21 protein-coding genes are annotated in these 23,961 nt (G+C 37.8%); 9 read left to right on the top strand and 12 right to left on the bottom strand.

Going from position 1 to position 23,961, the window contains the following annotated elements:
• Window positions 1-249 precede the first annotated feature (249 nt).
• The gene (locus EK417_RS10590; RefSeq protein ID WP_110366662.1) at window positions 250-1,356 is read right to left on the bottom strand and encodes a DNA topoisomerase IB; all 1,107 of its coding nucleotides are present in this window, start codon (window positions 1,354-1,356) and stop codon (window positions 250-252) included.
• Between the two features lie 200 nt (window positions 1,357-1,556).
• Window positions 1,557-1,994 (bottom strand): DUF6526 family protein, encoded by a 438-nt coding sequence (locus EK417_RS10580; RefSeq protein ID WP_076597658.1) that lies wholly within the window; start codon window positions 1,992-1,994, stop codon window positions 1,557-1,559.
• 214 nt (window positions 1,995-2,208) lie between these two features.
• Here EK417_RS10580 and EK417_RS10575 point away from each other — a divergent pair, with 214 nt between their 5' ends.
• The 8 genes from EK417_RS10575 to EK417_RS10540 all read left to right on the top strand — a co-directional run bounded on the left by EK417_RS10575 (window position 2,209) and on the right by EK417_RS10540 (window position 10,070).
• Window positions 2,209-3,978: an aminopeptidase P family protein gene (locus EK417_RS10575; protein ID WP_136522152.1), complete on the top strand. Its 1,770-nt coding sequence runs from the start codon at window positions 2,209-2,211 to the stop codon at window positions 3,976-3,978.
• Between the two features lie 590 nt (window positions 3,979-4,568).
• Window positions 4,569-5,135, top strand: coding sequence for a Crp/Fnr family transcriptional regulator (locus tag EK417_RS10570; RefSeq protein ID WP_136522151.1), 567 nt, complete (start codon window positions 4,569-4,571; stop codon window positions 5,133-5,135).
• Window positions 5,136-5,188: 53 nt separating this feature from the next.
• Window positions 5,189-6,211: a saccharopine dehydrogenase family protein gene (locus EK417_RS10565; RefSeq protein ID WP_076597655.1), complete on the top strand. Its 1,023-nt coding sequence runs from the start codon at window positions 5,189-5,191 to the stop codon at window positions 6,209-6,211.
• A complete protein-coding gene (locus tag EK417_RS10560; RefSeq protein ID WP_136522150.1) occupies window positions 6,208-6,786 on the top strand; it encodes an NAD(P)H-dependent oxidoreductase in 579 nt (192 codons plus the stop codon). The genes EK417_RS10565 and EK417_RS10560 overlap by 4 nt, the downstream gene beginning before the upstream one ends.
• A 32-nt stretch (window positions 6,787-6,818) precedes the next feature.
• Entirely contained in the window at window positions 6,819-7,016 is a 198-nt protein-coding gene (locus EK417_RS10555; protein WP_168801979.1) for a hypothetical protein, read from the top strand.
• Window positions 7,017-7,476: 460 nt separating this feature from the next.
• The gene (locus EK417_RS10550; protein ID WP_136522148.1) at window positions 7,477-7,854 is read left to right on the top strand and encodes an MFS transporter; all 378 of its coding nucleotides are present in this window, start codon (window positions 7,477-7,479) and stop codon (window positions 7,852-7,854) included.
• 67 nt (window positions 7,855-7,921) lie between these two features.
• Entirely contained in the window at window positions 7,922-8,494 is a 573-nt protein-coding gene (locus EK417_RS10545; protein WP_110366655.1) for a helix-turn-helix domain-containing protein, read from the top strand.
• An 88-nt stretch (window positions 8,495-8,582) separates the two neighbouring features.
• Entirely contained in the window at window positions 8,583-10,070 is a 1,488-nt protein-coding gene (locus EK417_RS10540; RefSeq protein WP_136522147.1) for a serine hydrolase domain-containing protein, read from the top strand.
• A 207-nt stretch (window positions 10,071-10,277) separates the two neighbouring features.
• Here EK417_RS10540 and EK417_RS10535 read toward each other — a convergent pair whose 3' ends face one another.
• The 10 genes from EK417_RS10535 to EK417_RS10490 all read right to left on the bottom strand — a co-directional run bounded on the left by EK417_RS10535 (window position 10,278) and on the right by EK417_RS10490 (window position 23,211).
• Complete coding sequence (locus tag EK417_RS10535; RefSeq protein ID WP_136522146.1) at window positions 10,278-10,823, bottom strand: hypothetical protein; 546 nt, start codon at window positions 10,821-10,823, stop codon at window positions 10,278-10,280.
• A 128-nt stretch (window positions 10,824-10,951) separates the two neighbouring features.
• Entirely contained in the window at window positions 10,952-12,520 is a 1,569-nt protein-coding gene (locus EK417_RS10530; protein WP_136522145.1) for an ABC transporter permease/substrate-binding protein, read from the bottom strand.
• Window positions 12,517-13,437, bottom strand: coding sequence for an ABC transporter ATP-binding protein (locus tag EK417_RS10525; RefSeq protein WP_136522144.1), 921 nt, complete (start codon window positions 13,435-13,437; stop codon window positions 12,517-12,519). Before EK417_RS10525 ends, EK417_RS10530 begins: the two co-directional genes overlap by 4 nt.
• A gap of 10 nt (window positions 13,438-13,447) precedes the next feature.
• Window positions 13,448-14,617, bottom strand: a complete 1,170-nt coding sequence (gene egtB, locus EK417_RS10520; RefSeq protein ID WP_136522143.1) for an ergothioneine biosynthesis protein EgtB — start codon at window positions 14,615-14,617, stop codon at window positions 13,448-13,450.
• Window positions 14,618-14,706: 89 nt separating this feature from the next.
• Complete coding sequence (gene egtD, locus EK417_RS10515) at window positions 14,707-15,687, bottom strand: L-histidine N(alpha)-methyltransferase (RefSeq protein WP_136522142.1); 981 nt, start codon at window positions 15,685-15,687, stop codon at window positions 14,707-14,709.
• Window positions 15,688-16,027: 340 nt separating this feature from the next.
• Window positions 16,028-17,170 (bottom strand): 1-acyl-sn-glycerol-3-phosphate acyltransferase, encoded by a 1,143-nt coding sequence (locus EK417_RS10510; protein WP_136522141.1) that lies wholly within the window; start codon window positions 17,168-17,170, stop codon window positions 16,028-16,030.
• An 837-nt stretch (window positions 17,171-18,007) separates the two neighbouring features.
• The gene (locus EK417_RS10505; RefSeq protein ID WP_110366648.1) at window positions 18,008-18,328 is read right to left on the bottom strand and encodes a GIY-YIG nuclease family protein; all 321 of its coding nucleotides are present in this window, start codon (window positions 18,326-18,328) and stop codon (window positions 18,008-18,010) included.
• Window positions 18,329-18,652: 324 nt separating this feature from the next.
• Window positions 18,653-20,119, bottom strand: coding sequence for a 5-methylcytosine restriction system specificity protein McrC (locus EK417_RS10500; protein WP_136522140.1), 1,467 nt, complete (start codon window positions 20,117-20,119; stop codon window positions 18,653-18,655).
• Window positions 20,119-21,999 carry an McrB family protein gene (locus tag EK417_RS10495; RefSeq protein ID WP_076597642.1) on the bottom strand — a complete coding sequence of 627 codons (1,881 nt, stop codon included), beginning with the start codon at window positions 21,997-21,999 and terminating at the stop codon, window positions 20,119-20,121. Before EK417_RS10495 ends, EK417_RS10500 begins: the two co-directional genes overlap by 1 nt.
• A gap of 708 nt (window positions 22,000-22,707) precedes the next feature.
• Entirely contained in the window at window positions 22,708-23,211 is a 504-nt protein-coding gene (locus tag EK417_RS10490) for a hypothetical protein (RefSeq protein ID WP_136522139.1), read from the bottom strand.
• Window positions 23,212-23,511: 300 nt separating this feature from the next.
• Here EK417_RS10490 and EK417_RS10485 point away from each other — a divergent pair, with 300 nt between their 5' ends.
• Window positions 23,512-23,922 (top strand): helix-turn-helix domain-containing protein, encoded by a 411-nt coding sequence (locus EK417_RS10485; protein WP_136522138.1) that lies wholly within the window; start codon window positions 23,512-23,514, stop codon window positions 23,920-23,922.
• Window positions 23,923-23,961 lie beyond the last annotated feature (39 nt).

Genomic DNA, 23,961 nt, shown 5'->3' with positions numbered 1-23,961 from the left:
TAATCACGTCAATACCAATCCGTAAAAATCATTCCCATTTTACATTTCAAAAAGATTGCAGGGATTACCCCAAAAGAGTACAGAGTTCAGTTTTTGAATAACAATAGGATTTCAATATAGTCCGGATGGAAGCGGGAAGTCAGATGCCGGAAATATTGTGCATTAGTCTGATCAAAATAAGTTGAGAATTCAGAAAACTGTTTTAGGAGTTTCATAACTTCCCTTTCCCAGCTTCCATTCTTCCATATTCTACATCTTCTCGTTTTCCAGAATCTTCAGAACCAGTCTTTCCTCTTTTGTAAGATCGGCTTTTCCGTCATTTTCTTCTATGACTTCCAGTTCATCAAGATATTTTTTGATCGTATTGTTCTCGTAAAGGTTGATGACTAAAGGATGAACATAATACTTTCTGCAGACCGTCGATGTATTTCCCAGGTGTTCTGCAACAATGTCGAGGGCTTCTTTTACCTTCTTTTTATATTCAGTGTCATTCTCTGCATACCCGATTTCTTTAAAAGCGATCAGAGCACTTACGGTTCCGGACCATGTTCTGAAATCCTTAGCCGTAAAATCTTCACCACTGATCTCTTTGATATATTCATTGACCATTCCGGAATCTACAGAATGGCGGTTTCCTTCATCATCAAAATACTGAAAAAGCTCTTTCCCGGGAATATCCTTGCATTTCTGTACCAGCCTTGCCAGCCTTTTACTTCTGAGGTCAATTTTATGCATAATACCTTTCTTTCCTTTAAAAGAAAAAGAAATTTTTTGTCCTTTTACCTTTACATGTTTATCCTTTAATGTGGTCAGGCCAAAAGAACCGTACAGCTTTTCATATACATTATTTCCAATACGGATATTGGTTCTTTGCATAAGGCTTACAATCAAAGCCAGAATTTTTCTTTTCTCAAAATTTCTCAGGGCAAGATCCTGTTCTATATGCAGACGCATGTCCGGTAATGCATACCCGAACTGAAGCATCCTGTAAAATTTTGTATGATTTCTTAAAGCACTCCACAGAGGGTGGTAGCGGTATTGTTTTCTTTTTTTTACATCAAAGCCTGTTGCCTGAAGATGGCCGTTATCAAGAGCACAGATCCAGACATTTTCCCAGGCAGGTGGAATGACCAGTTTATTGATCCTGGTAATTTCTTCTTTATCCTTTATTTTTTCTCCGTCTTTATAATAAGAGTATTTTTTTCCGGTTTTTTTCCGGGTAATTCCGGCGGTTTCTGCATCGGTGGTATATACAAGATGCACCGCCTTTGCAGAAGCTTCCGGATCCTTCATTATTTTAACAATTTTTGAAGGCTTAAGGTGAGAAATCATCTCCAAGTCTGTATTCTTCTCCATAAAACATGGTTAAGAGTTTTTACCCCTCGAAAAAATCAGTAAAAGAATCCCTGCTATCACACAGACTAAGATTATTCCCCACCACATTCCTGCCTTAAAAATCGTTTCTACAGCTTCACAACTTGTGAGTGTCAACAACATTAATATTGTAATACTGTAAAAGCTCCATTTTTTCATAGGTTTCAATTTTTGTGGGTGTACTAGATTCGGAGTCGGTCTGCTCTCCATTTTTTGATAGACCTTTTAATTTCGTCTCCTGAGATATTTTCATGAAGTGCTCTGTATAAAAGCTCTTTGAACTCTTCATCATACGTAAATCTCAATGCAGCAATCTGATCGAACTTCAGTTTCTCAGCAGTTTCATCCGATCTTTTATTGAAAATCTCGAAATAACGCTGTTTAAACTCCAGGATCACCATCCGGTTTTGAAGTCCCAGCGCGTAATGCTGTCTTGTCATGAATGCCAGATAAAAAAGCAGAAAAATTACAACAGAAAATAATATCCAGATCAGCTGATTTCCGGGGTCGTCCCAGATTTTATAAATTCCTAAAATCTCCAGTATTATAAGTAATGGAAGATAAATAAAATGATAGGGCGGATAAAATTTCCTGTGGTTATTATAGTTTTGCTGTTTCATGTTATAGAATGAAGCAATAATCTTTCCAAAAAATTATTATTTTGATAATGTGGTAGTTTTTTTTTCTTAAAAATGATTTCTTTTATGAAATATATTTAGTATTTTGATTTTATTTGAACTCATTTACAATAAAGAATTATTAAGCAAAATAGCGGTAGATTTACCCTTCAGACATCAAATTTTTTGTAACTTTCGGTGGTTAAAAATAAAAAGAATGACTTCAAAGGAAAAAGTTGCTGCACTTCGTGAAGAAATGCAGAAAAATAATGTTGATGCATTTATAGTATATTCTGCAGATCCGCATATGAGCGAATACCTTCCTGAAGAATGGCAGGAGAGAGCCTGGCTGTCAGGTTTCTTAGGTTCTGCCGGTTTTGTGGTAGTTACCAAAGACAAAGCGGGACTTTGGACAGACGGAAGATACTTTACACAAGCTGCTATTGAACTGGAAGGTTCCGGAATTGATCTTTTTAAAGATGGGATGGAAGGAACTCCTAATTATATCGACTGGATTATTTCAGAAATTCCAGCAGGTGGTAAAGTGGCGGTAAATGCTGTTGCAGCCTCTCATGCCAACTGGGAACTGCTTTCTCAAAAATTCAATTCCAAAAATATTACACTTGCAGATGCTCCGCTTTTAAAAGAAGTCTGGAAAGACAGAGGAACTCCATCTGCTAATCCTATTTTTGTTCATCCGGTAGAAAGAGCTGGTAAATCAGTATCCGATAAAATTGCTGCAATCCGTCAGAAAATGGAAGAGCAGGAAGCTACCGTACACATTATCTCAAGTCTGGATGATGTGGCATGGACACTGAATCTGAGAGGAAGTGATGTAGAAAGCAATCCGGTATTCTTAGGATATATTGTAATCACTAAAAATGATGCTGTTCTGTTCACAGGATTAGAGAAAATGGAAGTGGCAGCCAGAAAACAAATGGATGATTCCTTTGTAAAAATGATGCCTTACGAAGAATTCTACAATTACCTGAAGACCTTCAAAAACGAAAAAGTTCTGGTTTCTCCGAACAGCAACCAACAGATTTTTGAAACATTAAAATCAGACAATCAGTTTATCAAAGCTCCGGTTCCCGGCAACCTGATGAAAGCCCAGAAAAATGAAGCTGAGCTGGAAGGTTTCAGAACAGTAATGGTAAGAGACGGAGTAGCCATGGTAAAATTCCTTTATTGGCTAACGCACAATGCAGGAAAAGAAACGATGAATGAATATTCTATAGGACAAAAACTGAAAGGATTCCGTGCAGAAGGTGAAAATTTTGTCGGAGAAAGCTTTGGTTCTATCGTAGGATATAAAGATAACGGTGCTATTATGCACTATTCTGCCAAAAAAGAAGGAAGCAAAGAAGTAACCAACGAGGAAACAATCCTGGTAGACTCAGGAGGTCAGTACCTTGAAGGAACTACAGATATTACAAGAACTTTTGCCTTAGGAACACCATCGGAAGAGTTTAAAAGAAATTCAACATTGGTATTACAAGGACTGATCCGTTTATCAATGGTAAAATTCCCGAAAGGAACAAAAGGAGTACAACTGGATGCTATTGCAAGGCTTCCGCTATGGATGGAAGGGAAAGATTTCAACCACGGAACGGGACATGGGGTAGGAAGTTTCATGAATGTACATGAAGGACCGCAAAATATCAGAAAAGATCTGAATCCTCAGGAACTTCTTCCGGGAATGGTATGTTCAAACGAACCGGGGTACTATCTTGAAGGACATTATGGAATTCGTCACGAAAATCTTATTGTCGTAAAAGAATCAGAAACAACAATTCACGGAACATTCTATGAATTTGAAACACTAACATTCTGTCCGTTCTTCAAAGATACAGTGGTGAAAGAAATGCTTTCAGAAAGCGAAATCGCCTGGCTGAACGGTTACCATAAAACCTGTGAGGAAAAGCTTGCTCCATACTTGGAAGGTGAAGTTAAAGAATGGTTCCTTCAACTGGTAAGCCCTCTTTAATAAAGATTCAAAGGTGAAAGCAGATGACCATCATAACTTTAAACCCTGAATTGTAAATATTAAACTGAATATTGTTAGATAATCCAAAGTCCTGTAAGGTATTTCCTGCAGGACTTTTCTTTTTATACAACCGTATTTTTACGGATATAATTCTGGGGATTTCACTGATGCATAAAAAATAAGGTTGACTTATCTTTGTTACAACAAAACATCATTCATATCTTCATAAATAACTCAAGTAAATTCAAAACGGTAGATCATCTCGTCCTGAGATGATTTTTTTTGTTGTTAATTGAAATGTATCAAAAGGCTTCCGATTAAAAGAAGTTCAAAAGTGTCATTCTGAACACAGACTGAAAGTCTGCGAGCAAAGTTCTGGAATGTAGTGAAGAATCTCATCTAGTTGTTTATGATTGAGATTCTTCCTTCGTCAGAAATCGAAGATTCGACGTAGTCAATGACAAAAGTCCTAGTGGACTTTTGAGATTCAGTATCCGTCTTTGTTTTCTTAAAATAGAATTCTATAAAAATGAAAACGCAGCGTTTACAAAGAAGTATTTTATTTATTTTCGCTGAAACTTATTTATAGAATGGAACATGAATATTTTCGAAGCTTTAATCTGTTTTCAGAGAATGAAATTGAAGAACTCCTTAAGTTTTCCGAAGTCAGACATATCAGTAAAAATGAATATTTCATACAGGAAGGAGAGCTTTGTAAGGAAGTAGGATTGGTAAAGTCTGGTATTTTCCGTTCTTTTTATACTTCTGATGATGGAAAAGATATGACCTACTGCTTCCGGTTTCCCAATCATATGATCGCTGCCTATTCCTCATTTGTTTCAGGATGCCCGAGTAAAGAAAGTATGCAGGCCATTACTAATGCAGAGGTGATTATCCTTAAAAAAGAAGCGGTAGATGAACTGGTAAAGAATAGCATAAACTGGACAAAATTTTTAAAGATTATTGCTGAACAGGAATATCTTGAACTTGAAACACGGTTTTTTCAGCTGCAAAGAGACAGCGCTGCCCGGCGTTACGAAACATTATTAAAAAAACATCCTGATTATATTCAAAATATTCCATTACAGTATCTTGCTTCCTACCTTGGCATTACCCAACGTCACCTGAGCCGCATCAGAAAGGAAGTTTCTTTTTAGACATTTGTCCTGCTTATTGAAACATCGGCTCTCTACTTTTGTCAAAAAAAGTTATGGAGCAAAATATTTTAATTATTGGTGGCAATGGATTGGTTGGTAAAACAATTTCCAGGATTCTGAAATCAAGAAATCCTCATCTTACTGTTTTCATCGGAGGAAGAAAAGGGGGAAAAACAGACAAAGACCTGAAAATCGATGTTACAGATCCTTCCTCTTTTAAAGTGATTATTGAGAAGAAAATACAACTCATCATTCTTTCCGTGAATGACAAGGAAGATCATGTACTTCGCTTTGCGATTGATCATCACATAGATTATCTGGATATTACCAAACCTACTCCTGCTTTGGTGAAGGCGTATGATATTGCCGGCAAATCAGATATCAACAGCAGAATTGTCTTCAGTTCAGGCTGGATGGGCGGAATTGTCCCTGGATTGGCTAATATTCTTGCGGATTCAGGTGATATTACTGAAGCAAAACTCTTTGTCTATTATTCTGTGAAAGATCTTGCAGGCGAGAGTTCAGCTCACTTTATGGCAGAAAACGTAGCCGTTCCTTTTGTGCATTATAAGAATGATAAGCCGGTTTTTATAAGGCATTTTCTGGATACAGAAGCTTTTAATTTTTCTTTTGGGATAGGGAAAAGAAATGCCTATAATTTTGATGTGCCCGATCTGTATATTCTCAACAAAGTAGAAAGGATTTCCGATGTAAGTGTGAAAATGACTTATAATTCAAGATTCATTACCTGGCTGCTGGGATCATTTCAATATCTCAGAATCTACAATATTTTGTCATTAAAGGAAAGAAAAATGATTTTTGGATCCAGTGGTAACGGAGATCAGGCGGTCTTTGAAATTGTAGTTAATAGCCATTCCGGAGAAAAGAAGCTGAGTTTGCAAAGTGAAAAAGGGCAGGCAGAACTAACCGCTTTATCTGCCGTTCTGCATACCGAGGAACTGTTGAGAAACCCTCATCAAAATAAAGTGTATTTCAGCCACCAGCTGCATGAGCCTTTATCATTAATGGCACAGCTTAATGCCTATGATTCCATCAATATTAAGGTGAAATCATGAAAAAAACAGTCATTATCAACGGACATCCCAACAAAGATTCTTTCAATTTTGGGATAGCAGAAGCTTACAGATCAGGTGCAATAGAAGCTGGAGCTGAAGTAAAAGAAATAGTAATTACGGATTTAAACTTTAATTCCAACTTACAGTTTGGATATCAGAAAAGAATGGAGCTTGAGCCGGATCTGTTGAAAGCCTGGGAAATTATTCAGTGGGCAGATCATCTCGTTTGGGTACATCCGGTTTGGTGGGGAGGATTTCCTGCCATAATGAAAGGATTTATAGACCGGCTTTTTTTACCGGGAATGGCTTATAAATACCGTGAAAATTCTGTGTGGTGGGACAAGCTGTTGAAAGGAAAGACCGCTCACATTATTACCACTTTAGACCAGCCGGGTTGGTATTACCGTCTGTTTTTTGGCAGGCCCAGCGTGAATCAGCTTAAAAAATCTGTACTGGAATATTGTGGGGTAAAACCTGTTAAACTGACTTATATTGGCATAATCCGGAATTCTAAGGATGAAGAGCGGTCCCAATGGCTGAAGAAAGTAAAGGAGCTTGGAAAGAAACAAAAATAAGCTGCCCGAAATTTTTAAAAGTATGGGACAATATGAGGGATATATTTCCTCATCCCTATACCCTTAAAGATGCCCTTCAATTTATTGATATCGTATCTGCGGAAGATCCTCAGCTTACGTTTGCGATAGAATACAATGGTCATTTTGCAGGAATGATAAGTCTTATTAAGCAACCTGAAGTGTACAGAAAAAGCGCAGAGCCCGGATTCTGGATAGGGGAAAGAAAATAGTCAGCAATTCAACGAAAAAACTCATAGACTATGCCATAAACAACCTGGATCTGAACCGGATTTTGCCAGAGTTTTTGAATATAATACAGCTTCTATGAAAGTGCTGAAAAACAACGGTTTTCTTGAAGAAGGAATTTCTATTGATGCTGTTTATAAAAACAATCAGTTCTATGATCTTCATCATTTCTATCTGCTGATCAGGAACGTTTAATGTGTAATAATTCCGGAATCCTGAAAACTTTTTGCTCATTCATTGGGGGATTATTATTTGCCCATTCATATCCCGGAAAGAGCAGATGATATTTTTCAGGGTTTCGGAGATTACTCAGTTCAATTACCATAGAAAGCAGTATATGTGTTTTCCGGAAAAATTATTCAAGAAATACTGGCCTTAAAGTGACATGAGCAATATCATTACTTTTTTTCAGATGCTTATAAAGGATTAGCAAGGGAGTCCTGGATGCCTTCTGTTATTATGCAGATCTACCTTTCAGGATCAATGTTTCTGCCATTTCTTCGGGTCTACTTGACGGAGGAATTCAATGTGTGGGTAATCCCTTTTTTATCAGCAATCACGTCTATAAGGGCGGAAGACAAAAATATAGGGGCTTATATGGGGCTATTTGGAGGAATATTTTCGGCTGCTTTATTCCTTTCCCCACTTTTAGGATCTTTTATTGCTGAAAACTACGGTTTCAGAATGCTGTGGCTCACTATTTCATTACTGATAGTCATCTCTTTATGCGGAATCTGGTATACCTATACCCAAAAGCTTTTCGGAGGGAAAAACTCTGAAGCGGAAACTTTAAAAAAGAAGTCAAAGGAAGAACAGGAGTAATCTGTATCTTGTTTCCGGACCTGAAAAAATGTAAATTAGCTGACGAAAATTAATCGGAAGGCATACCATGTCCAAGCTAAAAGCCATAAGAGAACAAAAAAATCTGACTCAGGAAGAACTGTCAGAAAAATCAAAAATATCTGTAAGAACCATTCAACGTATAGAAGCAGGAACAGAACCTAAAGGACATACGCTCAGAGTACTGGCGCAGACTTTAGGAATAGAAGAGTTTGAATTACAGCAGGAACAGCCTCAAGTACTTTCAGAAGTAAATGAGGTGGAAATAGAAGTAAAAGAAGAAGAGAATCCAATCAACTATTCTTATATTAAAATCATTAATCTTTCCTCATTAATTTTTACCCTTTTACCTCCACTGAATATTTTTGTTCCGCTCATACTCATGCACAGTATGAAACAGAGAAACAGTCTGGCAAGGCAGATTATTTCGGTTCAGATGATCTGGACAGTAATGGCTCCTATTACCTTCATGCTCGGAATCTTTTTAAAGTTCGGAAAACAGTTTACCCTGATCCTTATGATTCTGATTGTGCTTTCCAATGTGTTGATTATCCTTCGCAATGCAGCAGAAATCGATAAAAATAAAAAACTCTATTTCAGGCTGAAATTCAGTATGATATAAATCCTGTCAGGCCTTTGTCGGGTTTTTGTCGGGTTCATTTTTAGCAGAAAAACAAAATGAAATTGAATCTTTGTCAAAAAAAATAACAATGACAAAGTCTTCAGGGTTGATCCTTCCTTTTTTAATTCTGTTTGTGAACATCATGCAGGCACAGACAGAAAAAACCGATCCTCTTTACAAAACCATTATATCGAAAGACAGCCTGTTTTTTTCTGTGGGCTACAATACCTGCAATATAAAGCAGATGGAAAGTCTGTTAAGCGACAGGTTTGAATTTTATCACGATAAAGGCGGTTTCGAGGACAGGAAAAATTTTATCACTGACTTTAAAAACGGATTATGCAAATCTCCGGAAACTTACCAGATAAAAAGAGTTCTGATTAATAAAAGCACAGAAATTTATCCCATGTATAAAGACGGAAAGATCTACGCAGCCATTCAGAACGGGGATCATCTGTTTTATGAAAAAATGGGGAGTCAGGCTGAGAAATTAGTCGGGGAAGCAAAGTTTACCCATTTATGGATATTGGAAAATGCTGAGTGGAAGCTTAAAAGTTCATTGAGTTTTAATCACCATCCGAAGCAGACTACCGATAATGAAACCATGTTTGATAACGATCAGTCGATGCAAAATTGGCTGAAAGAAAACAATATTCCTGCTCTGGGACTGGGAATTATCGAAGATGAGAAGCTAAAGCAGGTAAAAGTTTTTGGCGGGATAAAGAACGGAATTTCAGCACCTTCCAATACCTTATTCAATGTAGCATCTCTCACCAAACCTGTTACAGCAATGGTTGCCTTACGGTTGATAAGTCTTGGGAAATGGAAGCTTGATGAGCCTTTAGATGCATACTGGACTGATCCTGATATTGCGGCTGATCCAAGGCATACCCAATTAACCACCAGATTGATCCTGAGCCATCAGACTGGCTTTCCCAACTGGAGATGGATGAATGCAGACAAAAAACTGAATTTTCAGTTTGATCCCGGCACAAAATACCAATACTCAGGTGAAGGTTTTGAATACCTTCGGAAGGCTCTGGAAAAGAAATTTGGAAAATCACTCGATCAGCTTGCGAATGAACTTATTTTTCAGCCACTCAGGATGAATGATACCAATTATGTTTGGGATCAGAATACCGATGAATCAAGATTTGCCATAGGATATGATAAAGAAGGTAAAGCTTATCCAACCGTGAAGAATAAAACGGCTAATGCCGCCGATGATCTCCATACCACGATAACAGATTACGGGAATTTTATGGTCAGTGTCATGAATGGGAAGAATCTGAAACCGGAAATTTTTCAGGAAATGATCAGAAAACAGGTAAAAACGAAAGAAAATAAATACTTCGGATTGGGATTCGAAATCTATGATCTCGGAAATGGTGATTATGCTTTATCCCACAGCGGCGCCGATCTTGGCACGCAGTGTATTACCATCGTATTGCCCAATTCAGGAAAAGGAATTGTAATTTTTACCAATGTAGATGATGGTTATAAAGTGTATGAGAAGCTGGTTCTACATTATCTGGGTAAGGAAGGAAAGAAGATCGTAGAGACAGAAACCAGATAACTGTTTATACAATAAAAATATTTGTGTAATCGGAGTGTCAATCTGAAATAGATAAGTGTTTGTTTTCAGGATGAAATGGGATGAACAGAAATAAAACGAAAGCTATGTGGCAATATTATATCATCATTGCAGCAGGAGTCATTCAGTAACAGGAGGAGGTTATTTTATTGCAGAGCAGTTTTTGAAATAACCTCACCCTTTGTATTTCTATTTTACTTTCTCAAGGAGATACAATTTACCACCGGAAAACCCTAATTTAGGCATCAGATTGCCTTCCAGAACCATTGTTTTATTGGTGACATCTATCACAGAAATATAATTGCTGGAATTGTATTCTATATAATTTTCCTTTTCTTTGGTAGAAGGATTTTTTCCAAACTCCATAGAATATTTCACCCAATCTTCATCCTGTGTGCTGCAGTGCACCGGCTTGAATTTAGACTTTTTGGCCTTGAAAACAATCTGGTCAAAACCTTCCGTACATTCCGACGTAAACGAACCATCAGGATTCTGATCCTTTGAAAAGTCCTCAAAAGAACCACGATAAACACCCACTACTTTCCACGTACCATCCAAACGGTCTTCATCTATTTTTCCCTTCGCCTTGCTTACTGCCCAGCTGATTCCGTTTACTGTACCTTTTACCGCTTTATAACTTAAGTTTACTGCACCTGATACTACTTTTGTAGCAGTTCTTACCACACAGGATTGTAAAAAAAATACAGCCGAAGCCAGCAATAGGAATTTCTTCATTTTGTCAATTTTTTAAGGTACGAAGATAGGGCTTTTGAAAAAAATGAGGGATTTCAGAAGACTTTTCCTGTTGTTGAGAAAAAATACAGATAGTCTTTGTTCAATCTATCCGGGCTGTCAACAGAAATTTAGTTTCCATCAAAATAATGGGCAAGATCAGATATGCTTTTGATATGAAGTTCTTCTGCCTGCTTTCTTCGCATCATCAGGGCATAGGCATTGTTAAACCCCAACGGTTTCAGCCATTGGATCCCATATTGTTTTTGAAACACTGAATTCACATACTGATAGGTGATGCCGGGACTTTTGGAAACATTTCTGATGGTCTCTGCTGTAGGTTTTAAAAGCACCAGAAGCCCTGTTCCCGTATATTCAGGATAAAAGTCTATGGCATCATTCATTAAGGCATCAAAACATATTTTTGTTCCCCCTAAACCCGTTTTGGTTTCCACTTTATAATCTGTATACCCTTCAATAAGCATAGTATACATTTCTGCGAGAATATATTGTTCACCAAAGATTTTTGAACCAATTCTCACAGTTCCTGCATTTCCTTTTCCTGGGCTTTTATACAGATTATTTCTGATGAGAAAGTCCTTTGCAATCTTTTCAGGATTCTGATGCAGATGATCAGCTCTGTAATTCAGATCCGTCATGATAGAATCATTGAATTTCCCGGCCAATAGATTTAAGGTTTTTTCCAATTCCGGAAATTTTTTCAGCGTTTTGGTTTTGATGATAGGGGCTGCATAATAAGGCGGAAATATTTTTTTATCATCATTCAGCACATACAGATCATAAGCTTTGATTCTGCCATCTGTAGAATATCCGCTGATAAGATCCAGCTCATTCTCATACGCAGCCTTATACATAATCGCATCACTTACCACAAGGGGATTAACGTTAAGCCCATATACTGAACGAAGCCCGATGTCCCCATCCTGTCTACCCATAAATTCCGGTGTAAAACCCGCCTTAATTGTCCGGTGTGATACAAAAGTCAGAAGATAGCCTGCTCCCAGAATAATAAGGATAACAGGAAGAATATATTTCAGTTTTTGAAAGAAACGGTAACCTGATTTCTGGATCATGGCAATGAACTGATCCAGAAAAACAGCCAATAATGCTGCCGGAATGGCTCCAGCCATGATCATATTCGTATTGTTGAGAGAGATTCCTCCGAAGATAAACTCTCCCAAACCACCTGCTGCCACAAAAGAAGCCAGTGTAGCCACTCCTACATTAATTACAGCAGCAGTCCTGATACCGGCAATGATAACCGGCATGGCCAAAGGAAGTTTTACCTTAAAAAGAAGCTGGCTTTTGTTCATCCCCATTGCTTTAGCAGCTTCAATCACTGCGGGATCTACACCCATAATTCCAGTGTAGGTATTCCGGATAATGGGAAGAAGAGCATAGATCAATAAAGCAGCAATGGCTGGCTTCGGACCAATGCCGAAAACAGGAATCATAAATCCCAGCAATGCAATACTCGGAATGGTTTGTAAAATACCGGCAATGCCCAGCACCGGGCTGGAAAGTCTTTTTTTTCTGGAAATAAGTATTCCTAAAGGCACTCCAACAAGGATGGCCAAAAGCAAAGACAAAAACGTAAGCCCGAGATGCTGAATGATCTGGGTGGTGAGCTTTTCCTGCTGTTCAGCAATAAATTGCCAAAAACTCTGTTGCTGCGTCATACCATCTGTGATTTTCTATACTGATTAAACGCTCTGACCAGTTGCTCGTAAACCTCAGCGTTTTGGTGATCAGAACTCAATTGCTGTAAAATATCCCACACACTGGTATTGGATGTACTGTATGGCCTTAAGTATGAATTTTCCGAAGGGAGAAATGGGCTGATATGATGTAGAGCCGTTACCTTATATTCCAGTAAAAGCCTGTTTTCAGCAAAAAAATTGCGCACAAAATGGGTTGCAGGATGGTAAAGCATTTCCCTGGGAGTACCCATCTGTACAATTTTTCCCTGATCCATCAGACATATCCGGTGGCCCAGTTCAAAGGCTTCCTGTACATCATGGGTAACCAATATGATGGTTTTGTTTTTAAGTTCTTCCAACGATTTAAATTCCGAATGAATATCAGCCCTGGTAATATTATCGAGTGCTCCGAAAGGTTCGTCCATCAGCAAAACAGGATTGTCTGCAATCAGTGCTCTGGCAATGCCTGCCCGTTGCTGCTGTCCGCCGCTTAATTCATGAGGAAATCGTGAAAGTATCTCTTCAGAAAGGTGAAGCTTGGCCAAAAGCTCATATGTTTTTCTTTCTGTTTTCTTTTTGTCCCATTGCAATAGCTCAGGAACTACCGCAATATTCTGCTGAATGGTATAATGGGGAAATAGTCCCGAGTGTTGCATGACAAAACCAATTCCCCTTCTCAGTTCCTCGGCTTTCTGATCACGGATATTTTTGCCATCTATGAAAATATTTCCGGAATCTGCTTCTATGAGACGGTTGATCATCTTAAGCGTAGTCGTTTTCCCGCACCCGCTGGTTCCTAAAAGAACAAGGATCTCCTGATCAAGTGCCTGAAAAGAAATTTGATCTACTGCTTTTTTTCCGTTGAAGCTCTTTGAAATGGATTCTACTGTGATCATCGGTGAAAAATTACTGGGCAAGTCTTATTCCTGTGAACTGCCATTTTAAATCAGGCTGAAAAAAATTACGGTATGTATTTCTGCTGTGTCCCGGGGGAGTAGCTTCTGAAGCCCCTCTCAAAACCATTTGATTGATCATGAATTTTCCGTTGTACTCACCTACAGCTCCTGCTTCTTTCTTAAAATGAGGGTAGGGCAGATAAGCAGAATTTGTCCATTCCCAGCGTGTTCCCCAGTCAAAATAATCCGAAGCCGCTTCCCATTCTTCTTCAGTGGGCAGACGCATTCCTTTCCAGGAGGCAAAAGCAGATGCTTCATAGAAATTGATGTGGCGCAATGGGGCATGAGGGTCTATTTCCTGTAAGCCATGGAGTGTGTAATACATCCATTGGTCTTCAATATAATGCCAGTACAGTGGAGATTTTGCGGAATTCTGTTTCACCCAGTCCCATCCTTCAGCATGCCAGTATCTGAAATCTTCATATCCGCCTGCTTTCATAAATTCTAAATATTCACTATTGGTAACAAGCCGGCTGGCAATTTCAAAGTCTGTAAGATATACTTTATGCCTTCCCAGTTCATTATCAAAACAAAATCCATCTCCTTTAAATCCAATTTCATAGATGCCTTCAGAAAACCTCAGCATTTCCAGATCTCCGGAGTTCATTTGTCCGGATTTTTCTTTTGTATAGGCTGGGAAAAGCGGATTATGTCCCAAAATATATTTAATATCGGTAATTAATAACTCCTGATGCTGCTGCTCATGGTTAAGCCCCAGTTCCAAAAGCGGTTTAAGGGCTTCTGTCAGAAATGAGCTTTCAAGAAAAGCTTCCATATGCTCATCTACATATTTTCGATATTGATACACCTCTGAAACAGAAGGACGGCTGAGGTTTCCGCGGTCGGTCCGGATCACCCGCGCTCCGATAGTCTCATAGTAGCTGTTGAAAACAAAATTATACTGCGGATCAAAAACCTTGTAATCCGGAAAATGCTGGGTAAGAATGAAGGTTTCAAAAAACCATGTGGTATGGCCAAGATGCCATTTCGGAGGGCTTACATCTACAATCGGCTGTACCACATAATCTTCTATTTCCAGCGGGGCACAGATTTCTTCAGAACGTCTGCGGATGTCCATATACTTTTTAGTAATATCTTTTGTGATGATCTCTGGGGTCATGTCTTTTAGTTTTTAATGATTGAAGTTCAATGAAAGAAGGATATTTTATTTTTTCACTTTTGCAGATGCGTTGTGTGTATCATCTCTTTTTATTGTACCTGCCAGATGGTATCTACAAACCATTTTTTAGAATCATTGATCTCTCCTGTGATGGTAAAACCTGTTTTTTTGGCTAATTCCCTGATTTTTTCGGAAGAAAATTTTTGGGAAATTTCCATATCGATCAATTCGTTTTCTTCAAAAGAAATCCTGGTATTGTCAATAGTCACATCCTGTCTGATAAGGCTTATCAGAAAACTTCTGCAGGCTCCGGTAACGGGATCATAAGTCTGGTAATGTTGAAATTGTTTCAGATCAAAATTACCGCCCAGTTCATTGTTAATGCGGGTAAGAAGATTAAGGTTAAAAGAAGCTGTAATTCCTTCTTTATCATTGTAGGCATTCAGGATAATATGCGGATTTTTCTTTAGATCAAAACCTATCAGGACACGATCTTTTTGAGATAAATTTTTATTCAGATGCAGACAGAAATCTTCGGCCTCTTCCGGAGTCATATTTCCGATATTACTTCCCAGAAATAACACAACTTTTCTCCGGTCAGATAATGAAGCTGCTTTTTGAAGCATTTCAAAATAATCTCCTTCCAGACAGGTTATTTTGATTTCCGGAAACTGGCTGCTCAGTTTTTTATGAAGTATGGAAAGAATATTTCCTGAGATGTCAATCGGCATATAAGTGAAGTTAACCCCTTTGCTGATCAGCTTTTCAAGTAAATAGGTGGATTTCATGGCGTCTCCTGCCCCTAATTCAATCAGGTCAAAAGATTCATTTCCGGGAATAAGGAGATCAATAAGTTCATCTGTTTTATTTTTGAAAATATCCAGTTCACAACGGGTCAGATAATAGGAAGGCATATCCATAATTTGCTGAAAAAGATGATCTCCTATCTTATCGTAAAAATATTTTGAAGATAATTTTTTAGGAGTATTTTTAAGTCCGTTCAAAATATCTGAACGGAAATGATCAGCATTCTTTTCAGTCTTAGATTGTGGGTCCAGCTGTACATTCATAAGTATTATTTTGTGTGATTTTGTAGATTATTGCAATTATCCTGCCTTTTACAGCATGGATTTTTTTGAATATATCTAACTAAATATAAACAATTTTACTTTTAATAGAATGATAATATTGATGTTTTTAACAGATGTGGTACTTTTTTACCCATCACGAATTATTCCGGCAGAAAGATGGTGTAAGGGTTATAAAGCCAATAATCCGGTATTAAGCGGATAGAAAGAACCTAAACATTTAACATTTTGCTATTTTAAATTTTGTTAATCCCAGCAGGAGCGACAGCCCACGCTCGTAACTGACTGCAAACATAGGAGGCAGCCACTTTATTATTTAAAGCTAGCTTTCAAAACCCTCTTCAACCTTCAGTTTATTCACCAGAGGATTGGCATACATGGCCAGGAAGTACTCTCTGGAAACAGGATCTGAAGGATCAATACGCATTTCAAGCCTGCGGACAAATAACTGTTTTTCCTGTTCTGTGTATTTGGAAGCGTAAGTATTTGTGTTGTGCAGAAGATCATAAGCAATGTACTTGGTTGGCCAAAGCTTATAATTACTGATGATGGAGCGGTCAATCACCTGTGCAATGGCCTGCAGCTGTTTATTTTTGTTGTCAATGGCAGCTGCAATTTCATCCAGTTCTTTGTCCAGAACATCACCTGCATGGAGGTGGATGCGTTTCTTTTGTCCCAGGATTCCGCTGATGATATTGGTGAAATCTTCATTTTTACCTTTAATGTATTCCTCATCCCTGTGCTGTGCCAGCAGTTGAGGCATTTTTAACGAATCTGTAGGATCATACTCATAGGAGATGGAGACCGGAACAATCTTTAATGTTTTAAAATAATCTATAACAGGTTGATCTCCGGATGCCATGGCAAGCATTTTCAAAACCCCTTGCTGGGTAGAATCGTTGCCGTTTTTGGTACGGCCTTCACGCTGGGCAATCCATACAGAACGGTTTTCCTGAAGGAGCAGCTCTTTAATGTACTCAGACATCGTCTGTGAACTGGTAAGTTGTTCACGAAGTGGCAGTCCTCTTTGTACCAGGAAGTTACGGTTCAGTTTAGCCAGTACGTTTAAGAAATTCTTGCGGACAAGATTATCCCCAATGGCAGAAGCTGTCATTACATAACCGCCTTCCAGCAATACCAGATTAAGCAATGAAGTATCCAGGACGATATCCCTGTGGTTCGAGATGAAAAGGTAAGAGGTGTTTTTCTCCAGCTTATCAAATCCTGAAGTCGTTAAACCGTCAGAACTTTTTGAAAGGATCTGGCGAACGGCATAGGCTACAAACTGATGCTGAAAATCACTGATGGAATGAACATTCTTAAACTGTTCCAGCCAAACCTGCTCATCTGTATCAGGAAAAGTAAAATTCATAAAGGCTTTCATCATGGGATCACGGGCTATGCTCTGTAATCTCTCATTGACTTCCTGATCATTGAAATACCGGATTTCATCAAACTTAGACATGCGGTTGGGTAAAAATTAAAACTTTTTGCAAAAGAACGAAAATTTATCGGGGGAGAGGCTATAAAGGGTGTTAAAGTATTATGAGGGGCGTAGGAGTTGGTTAAAACAACTGTGCAATAAGTATCTTGACGCACTCCTTCATCCGTTCACTATGCACACACACACACAAACAAACAAACAAACAAACAAACAAATAAGCGCCCACTTTGTCATTCCGCAGGAATCTAAACAATAGTTTATCCTCATTTATCATCAGAAAGCTTTCTGTGCCTGGATTCCTACGGAATGACAAACGTTGTGGATAGGCTAAGCGAGCAGTTTGTATTATGTCTGAAGCAAGTAACTATGCACATGTACACACACAAATAAGCGCCCACTTTGTCATTCCGTAGGAATCTAAACAGTAGTTTATCCTCATTTATCATCAGAATACTTTCTATGCCTGGATTCCTACGGAATGACAAACGTTGTGGATAGGCTAAGCGAGCAGTTTGTATTATGTCTGAAGCAAGTAACTATGCACATGTACACACACAAATAAACGCCCACCTTGTCATTCCGTAGGAATCTAAACAATAGTTTATCCTCATTTATCATCAGAATACTTTCTGTGCCTGGATTCCTACGGAATGACAAACGTTGTGGATAGTCTAAGCGGATAGTTTGTAAGGCGCTGCAGAGTTGATAAGTATCATTACACGCACATAAGCACCCACCTTGTCATTCCGTAGGAATCTAAGCTCTTATTTTACCCTCCGAATTAAAACATTCTCTACGAACTGTTTACTTTATTAATCTGACGATATCCAATTTGGTAATTCATATGAAATGTAAGTGTTAAATCCAATTTTCAAAAAGGTAATTCAAAAATTCTAAATTAGGATTTGTGCTCCTTATCAGTTCAAGTTTCTTCATTCTTGACCAGTTTTTGATTTCCTTCTCTCTTTGAATAGCATGGTGAATCCAATTATATTTTTCATAATAAACTAGAAATTCAAGATTATATCTTGCTGTGAAACTGCCTGGATTTAGCTTTGTTTTGTGTTGATACAATCTCCTATGGAGGTTTCCTGTAACACCAGTATAAAGTACTTTTCTGTTTTTATTGGTAAGAATATAGATATAGTAGGTATATCTTCCTTTTGAAAATGCAGTCATTTGTGTATTTGTTTTACAAAAGTTACAAAAAATTTGATGTCTGAAGGAAATAAGCGGTAATGCACGTACAAATAAACGCCCACCTTGTCATTCCGCAGGAATCTAAACAATAGTTTATCCTCATTTATCATCAGAAAGCTTTCTGTGCCTGGATTCCTACGGAATGACAATTGGAGTGGATAGTCTAAGCGGATAGTTTGTATGGTGATCCGGAGTAGATAAGTATCATTACATGCATCATCATGCGCCCACCTTGTCATTCCGTAGGAATCTAAATATTATATTCACATTATTTTAAACCTTCATTGTCATTAAGCTTTTTTACTAGCTTACAGGCAAATTTATTCCCAGTTTAAAAATTTTATGATAAGCCGTGATTTGATTATCAGTATTATCAAACTGTCTTTTTATGTTTTCAATTGAAAAGTTATGCAGTAATGAGGGTGGATTATTAGATTCCTCATTATCAGGCTGGTGAAGATGCGGGTAAATAATCAAACAATCCAATATCTGATCTTCTTTCCAATCTTTATTTTTACTTTTCATTTCGTTGATAACCTTCTTTAAACGGGAGTACCCTGAAACCTGACGGATATCTTTGTGAATATGACTTTTGGTATATTTCAGCTTATATTTTGTATCAATGACCATTTCATAGCCTGGTTTACTAATCAAAAAATCCAGGTGATTTCCGTATGTTTTGAATTGATAATGAATATGATGGGCATCTTCGGGATTAGCTTTGATCAATTGATAATAAAAGTACAGTTCAAATAATCTGGGCATATCAATCCAGAAGGGAGGAGTTTTTATCTTTTTTTGCGTCGTTTTCGTAATGGTATACGAGAACCTTTTCAAAATAAATTTCCCTATTCGTAAGGCCTCTCCATATTCATTGAAGAACGGATTTTTTTTACCATGTTTTAATTGAAGTTCATCAACATCGGTACTGATATGTTCAAATGCTGGCCTACAATAATTTAAGATATGTTGAACAGATTCTATATTGGAGGAGAATAGTGAAGGATTGTTCTCAATATAGCTGGTTGCAAACACCAATACTTTCTTTAGAAATCTGTTTTCAAAATAATCTTCACCAAAAAACTGAAATTCACAAAAAGTAGAGGTGGGTTTATTTTTAAAAACATTCTTCTTTATATGTGGACCTATTAATACTTTGCCCTTCACTCTACTATTAAGATTTTCCTGGACTTTATAATATGCCTTTTTTAGTCCTTTTCTTACAATTATTTTCAAATGTTGCAAAAACTGTATAATAAGAAAAGGGGTTAAACGATCATCTTTTTGATCTATTTCAATATATTTTGCATCCCAGTCTATTTGGATAACATCTTTTGAATACTGTGCAGTTTGTGGCAAAGCCATGACATCCAAAAGAATTTTAAGATAATTGACTTCTTTAGTCTCCATCTTTTCCTTACTTTCAAATGCTTCCGGAGTTTTGGTAGAGTCTTCGTCTTCATTAAGGCAGTTCCGGAAGTACTGTGACAAACCTGCATTAATCTTGGGTTCTACATAAATGGTTCTGCCGGTAATTCCCAGCCAGTCAATACCTACAAAATAATCTGCCTTAATCTCACAATGATTTTCTCTTTTTACCACCGAAAAAGAATAAGACTGATGGTTGAACTTTTTACTTTCCAAAGCCGCAAACAGCTGAAAAGAGTCATCATCAAGATGCAGCAGTTCATCTGCTATATTGGTAAAAGACTCTTCTGCAGCAACCCGTTTGATCAGAAAACTTTTATGTTCCGAAAGTAAAATTCCCATTAATTATTTATTTTCAAGGTATTGATATAGTCTTTGATGTTATATTCTTTATTGTTGTCATTCTTATCCTCGAAGGTTCCGATAAGAACCCCGTCTTTCACATACTCCAGAAGAATAGGGACTACTTCATAATTCATCTTCATTCTGAAAATTTCTTCTTTTGTCTGCCCAGCTCGTATATCTTCATTTTTGGCAATAAAATAACTGTGTCCCAGCTGAACATCCTTCGCTTCAAATTCACCACTTACATTACCATTTTTGAACAACTCGGAAACTTTTTTGAAGCCTTCAGTATTAAAATGAATACTATCATCGTCTTCCAAAGATTCAGGTAACACATCAACAAAAGCAAAACGTCTTCTGATCGCATAATCAATGTGTCCTACACTACGGTCTGCGGTATTCATAGTGCCAATGATGTAAAGGTTGTGAGGAAGAATGAGATCCCTTTTACCATCCACTTCGTATACGCTTTCTACTGCTTTGCCCCTGTATTCAAGAGCGTAAATTAATTCTCCTAGTACAGATGACAGGTTAGCACGATTGATTTCATCGACTACTAGAACATAATTCTCTGAATGAGATTGCGGTTTATTATCAACAGGTGCAGATTTACCTTCCAAAAAATTTCTGAATTTATCTACCATTGGAAAGTAATATGATGTTCTGTGATACACTGTTTTTGCAAGATCATCAAATCCTATTGTCTCTCCTTTTGTTGTGATATTATATTTATATAATTTTTTAATCTCACTGAACTTTAATCGATCTCCTTTCCATCCTTCACTGGAAATGTGAAAAGAATTCTCTCCGATATGTGTCAGAAAGAGTTTATTGGTAAGTTGTATTTTATGATCGTTGGCAATCAACTCTTCCTCTATGGAAGTTTTAAAATGTTCAAACATTTCATCAAGCCATTCAGCATGTGGGAATTCGTTGATAAGTTGAGAATGTTCACACGCTCTTTTGATGAAATCACCTAAAACTTTGTTTTCAGCCTCATAGACAATTCCATTTCCCTCCTCGTCAGGTTTCGCTACAATTCCTCTTACAAAATCTTCATAACTATAGCTAGGATGAAACTGGATAAGTTTAAACTGGGGGTGATTTTTTAATTCTTTAGTATTATTCAATCCCAATAATTGAACAGCCAGTTCTTTGGCCTGTCTCGTTTTTCCGGTTCCCGGAGGACCTTGCAGGATGATTTGTTTTTTATATTCTAAAATTTGGATCTGCTGTTCCAGCTTATTTTCGCTCATATCATTTTGTTCTTTGGAAGATGGGTTATTTTGTTCCTGAAAATAATCGTAAACCTGCCATGGAAGGGTCACAATTTCAAAGCCGTCTTTATTGAGTTTTTCTTTGAACATCTGAAGCAGATGGTAGCTGTCCTCAAACCAGTCATAGGTAAGTTCCATTTTGAAATCCTCAACATGGGTATTGAGCAGATACACCAGCTGTCCCAATTTGTCCTGATTGACAATGGTGCACAACAGCTGAGGCTGCAAACCGGCGATCAGTCTGTTGGTAGCGGCTTTTTTATTATTGCCGGTATACATTCGGATCAGTTCTTTGATCTGATGGTAGGTCTCAAATAAAGGCTGCTCCTGGCTTAAGGCAATTTTCTGTAATAATGCGGAAAGCTCAGGCCAGCTACGTTTGATAAGGTCTTTTTCTGCATGGGTAAAATATCCCTGTCTCAGAGACGAAACACATTGGTCTGCAGAACGCATAAAAAACTCATAAAAAAGTTCGGTGTCCCAATCTTCCCAATTTTTCCCTGTGCTTGCCTCTGCTACAAACTGAGGCACAAAACGATTATATTCTCCCTGCCAAGGTTCCCAGATCTCTATTTCGTCAATTAATTCTGTAAAAGTCATTTTTGGTTATAGTTTTTCATATTTTGATGAACAGCTTAGGCTGTATTATCCAATTAAGATTGCAATAATAATAAAAATCTCCAGCTCCCGCTTACGGGAAAACGTAAATTTTCTTTAAAATCACTGAAAATATTGCTCAGAAATAATTTTCGCCCCTTCCAAAGTTCCTCCAATCCCTTTAATAAGACCCTGGAGAGGCTTCATGAACGGTCTCTACCCCCTACATGAAGGGGCTTTACCCCCTTGGGTAAGGGGGTAGAGGGGGTTGCTTAAGGGGCTCCCGGTGCTTATATAAGGGGGGCGAGACCGTTATTAAAGAGGGTAGAGACCGTTGCTATACTACCTGGAGGGTTTAATAAAGGAGGTAAGAGGATTAAAATACTGTTATAAGAATCATGTGCTATCCACCTGGCTTCATCAGTGGTGCAGCCATCATTCCTTTGCTCCCTCTAATCATAGACTTATTCCTTTGTTTTAAACGAAAAGTCGCAAAGTTTTAAATATTGATCTGTTTTTTAAGGCGTAAGAAAATCAAAGATTTTCAGCAAGTGAGTATATTAGGATATAGAAATTTTATCGGAAATAAAATCCTTGCGCCTTAAAAAGCGTCATTATAATTAAGGACTTGCGACTTCCAACCAAAATATAGCAAACAGGTGAGAACAGAAAAGCACGCTTTCACGTGCTCTCAAAAAAAAGGGTTTATTCTTACTGATTATTATTTGAAGTGGGGGGAGGGGTTTCAGTTTGTCCTGAAGTCTGTCCCGTTACAAAAAATTGTTTCATTCCTTCGTAAATCACATTGGTACCAGGTACATTTTCTTCAGAAAGGTATCTGACGCTTCGGTAGAAACTGATGGCATTGTGATAATTATCGTGATCCAGCAATACCTTGGTGTCTGAAAGCTGCTCTACCAGTGAATCTAATAGCTGTAAGCGTTGTTCTATCTGTTCTCTTGCGATATAATCTCTGTCGAATTCTGCTTTATCAAGGAATCCCGGAACATACTGAGTATTTTGTTCCATATAGGTTTTGGCTTTATTCACGAAGAGTTTGTTCTGTTCTGCAATTCTTCCGTATTGCTGTCTCTGGTCCGGGGTGAGGTTGATGGTTTTGCCTGTAAGGACGGTCTGGATGTCCTGAATTGCTTTGTCAATGGTTTGTAAATCGCTTTCTGAAAAGCTTACACTAATTAAATTGTCCAGTGCCATAATATTGTGCTTTTTTGGGTTTGCAGGATCAAATATAGCGAGTGTAATGCATAGAAAAATAGAGTGTTGTAAGATTTTCAGAAGGTGTTCACCAGAAAGTGAAAACCTGATAACAGCTTTTGTTTTTTTGTTGTTTTTGATGAAAAAAATAGGCTGTAAAAACGGAAATGGCGAAATAGGTGAGGAGGTCCGTTTCCAGGGTATCATGGTGAAGAACTGAGATTGTAATTAAGCTGCTTTTTAAGCCGTGTTTTTATAAATATTTTTCTATATTTAAAACTTCATACATATTGATTGATCATGGAACATAAAATACATCAGGGACGCAATGTGAAACGATTCAGGGAAATGCTGGGCATCAAGCAGGAAGCACTGGCTTTTGACCTTGGGGACGACTGGAGCCAGAAGAAAATTTCTCTGCTGGAACAGAAAGAAATTATTGAAGATCCTTTACTGAAAAGAATTTCTGAAGTATTGAAAATTCCGGTGGAAGCGTTTCAGAATTTTGATGAGGAGCAGGCGGTGAATATTATTTCTAATACGTTTAGTGATTTCAAAGAAGGAGCTTCTGCGATCAATATTCATCCTGTTTTTAATCCGGTAGAGGCTATCCTTAAGATGCATGAAGAAAAAATGGGACTTTATGAAAGGATGCTGAAGGAAAAGGATGAGATGATGGGGAGGCTGGAAAGGTTGATTGAGAATAAATAGTTTAAGCTATTATAAATGAAAAGCTCAACAGGATTGTTG

Origin of the sequence: Chryseobacterium candidae (assembly GCF_004916905.1) — a bacterium.
Lineage (GTDB): Bacteria > Bacteroidota > Bacteroidia > Flavobacteriales > Weeksellaceae > Chryseobacterium > Chryseobacterium candidae.
Note: the sequence above shows the minus strand (reverse complement) of the source record. Positions and strands in the feature narration are given on the sequence as shown.

Bases quoted from the DNA above. Each gene is read 5' to 3' on its own strand.
- EK417_RS10590 (WP_110366662.1), bottom strand. From the start codon at position 1,356: ATGGAGAAGAATACAGACTTGGAGATGATTTCTCACCTTAAGCCTTCA.
- EK417_RS10580 (WP_076597658.1), bottom strand. From the start codon at position 1,994: ATGAAACAGCAAAACTATAATAACCACAGGAAATTTTATCCGCCCTAT.
- EK417_RS10575 (WP_136522152.1), top strand. From the start codon at position 2,209: ATGACTTCAAAGGAAAAAGTTGCTGCACTTCGTGAAGAAATGCAGAAA.
- EK417_RS10570 (WP_136522151.1), top strand. From the start codon at position 4,569: ATGGAACATGAATATTTTCGAAGCTTTAATCTGTTTTCAGAGAATGAA.
- EK417_RS10565 (WP_076597655.1), top strand. From the start codon at position 5,189: ATGGAGCAAAATATTTTAATTATTGGTGGCAATGGATTGGTTGGTAAA.
- EK417_RS10560 (WP_136522150.1), top strand. From the start codon at position 6,208: ATGAAAAAAACAGTCATTATCAACGGACATCCCAACAAAGATTCTTTC.
- EK417_RS10555 (WP_168801979.1), top strand. From the start codon at position 6,819: ATGAGGGATATATTTCCTCATCCCTATACCCTTAAAGATGCCCTTCAA.
- EK417_RS10550 (WP_136522148.1), top strand. From the start codon at position 7,477: ATGCCTTCTGTTATTATGCAGATCTACCTTTCAGGATCAATGTTTCTG.
- EK417_RS10545 (WP_110366655.1), top strand. From the start codon at position 7,922: ATGTCCAAGCTAAAAGCCATAAGAGAACAAAAAAATCTGACTCAGGAA.
- EK417_RS10540 (WP_136522147.1), top strand. From the start codon at position 8,583: ATGACAAAGTCTTCAGGGTTGATCCTTCCTTTTTTAATTCTGTTTGTG.
- EK417_RS10535 (WP_136522146.1), bottom strand. From the start codon at position 10,823: ATGAAGAAATTCCTATTGCTGGCTTCGGCTGTATTTTTTTTACAATCC.
- EK417_RS10530 (WP_136522145.1), bottom strand. From the start codon at position 12,520: ATGACGCAGCAACAGAGTTTTTGGCAATTTATTGCTGAACAGCAGGAA.
- EK417_RS10525 (WP_136522144.1), bottom strand. From the start codon at position 13,437: ATGATCACAGTAGAATCCATTTCAAAGAGCTTCAACGGAAAAAAAGCA.
- egtB (WP_136522143.1), bottom strand. From the start codon at position 14,617: ATGACCCCAGAGATCATCACAAAAGATATTACTAAAAAGTATATGGAC.
- egtD (WP_136522142.1), bottom strand. From the start codon at position 15,687: ATGAATGTACAGCTGGACCCACAATCTAAGACTGAAAAGAATGCTGAT.
- EK417_RS10510 (WP_136522141.1), bottom strand. From the start codon at position 17,170: ATGTCTAAGTTTGATGAAATCCGGTATTTCAATGATCAGGAAGTCAAT.
- EK417_RS10505 (WP_110366648.1), bottom strand. From the start codon at position 18,328: ATGACTGCATTTTCAAAAGGAAGATATACCTACTATATCTATATTCTT.
- EK417_RS10500 (WP_136522140.1), bottom strand. From the start codon at position 20,119: ATGGGAATTTTACTTTCGGAACATAAAAGTTTTCTGATCAAACGGGTT.
- EK417_RS10495 (WP_076597642.1), bottom strand. From the start codon at position 21,999: ATGACTTTTACAGAATTAATTGACGAAATAGAGATCTGGGAACCTTGG.
- EK417_RS10490 (WP_136522139.1), bottom strand. From the start codon at position 23,211: ATGGCACTGGACAATTTAATTAGTGTAAGCTTTTCAGAAAGCGATTTA.
- EK417_RS10485 (WP_136522138.1), top strand. From the start codon at position 23,512: ATGGAACATAAAATACATCAGGGACGCAATGTGAAACGATTCAGGGAA.